Raw genomic sequence first — 1074 nt, 5'->3', positions numbered from 1 at the left:
TTCGTCCGGCGTTTTAACGACTACCGACCCACGCTCCTAGACGATATGAGGGGCGGTTCCGGTGGGGGCTGGAACCCCCGGTTCAAATAATTTCGTGGGTTGCCGCCGCGGCCGTGGTCCGCCGGCGGTAGAGCCACATTTGAAGGTGTGGAGGTTCCAGCTACCAGCGAGGATACAAGGTCGCCCCTGAAATGGGGAGGCAAAATCCGGGGAGGTCTCCCGGGTATCGTCCTTCCGGGTCGTCCATTATCGCCGGGCGGGCCCGGAGCACCGGCTTGAGGGATCACGGTTTCCCGGGTGCCCGGGCGGCGTTCCGGACCCTGGTACCCGGCGGTGATGTCCTCTGTCCGGAAGGACGAGGAGCGGACGGTTCCCGCTGCAGCTTCCGGTGCCACACTGGGTTCATCCATCATCAAACCGGCAGGGCCCCGGGGGCGACCCGCCGGAGACCCAACGAGGTGTCCGTCATGTTTGAACGAACGAGTATCGGTTTGGATGTGCACGCCCGCTCGGTGTCGGGGTTCGGCATCGACGGTGTCACCGGGGAGGTGTTCCACCGAAGGCTGACCCCGGATTTCGCGGAGATCCGGGACTGGATCCGGTCCCTGCCCGGCCCGGTGAAGGCCGTCTACGAGGCAGGCCCGACCGGGTTCACGCTCGCGAGGGACCTGCAGGCGGCAGGCATCGACTGCGTGGTCGCCGCCCCGTCAAAGCTGCAGCGCCCCTCCGGTGACCGGGTGAAAACCGACGCGAAAGACGCCATGCACCTGGCCAGGCTGCTGCGCCTGGGCGAAATCACCGAGATCACCGTCCCCTCCGCGGAACAGGAAGCGGCCCGGGACCTCGTCCGTGCCCGGGAAGACGCGCGCGGGGACCTGATGCGGGCCAGGCACCGGGTTTCCAAACTGCTGCTGCGGCAGGGCATCGTCTATAGCGGCGGACCGACCTGGAACGGCGTCCACGAGGGCTGGCTGGGCCGGCAGAAGTTCGGTGCGGTTGTCAACGGCAACTTAGAAATGACCGGGTGCGGCAGGTTGGTTTGCCCGCTGGCGGCAGGTGGGTGACCGGTGGCGG

1 pseudogene is annotated in these 1074 nt (G+C 67.0%); it reads left to right on the top strand.

What is annotated here, in order from left to right:
- Positions 1 to 467 precede the first annotated feature (467 nt).
- Positions 468 to 995, top strand: a pseudogene (locus J1902_RS19050) (IS110 family transposase); the annotation flags it as partial.
- Between the last annotated feature and the right edge of the window lie 79 nt (positions 996 to 1074).

The sequence above is a fragment of the Arthrobacter cavernae genome (genome assembly GCF_017368795.1).
GTDB classification, from domain to species: Bacteria; Actinomycetota; Actinomycetes; order Actinomycetales; family Micrococcaceae; genus Arthrobacter; species Arthrobacter cavernae.
This window is presented reverse-complemented; position numbering and strand designations above follow the sequence as displayed.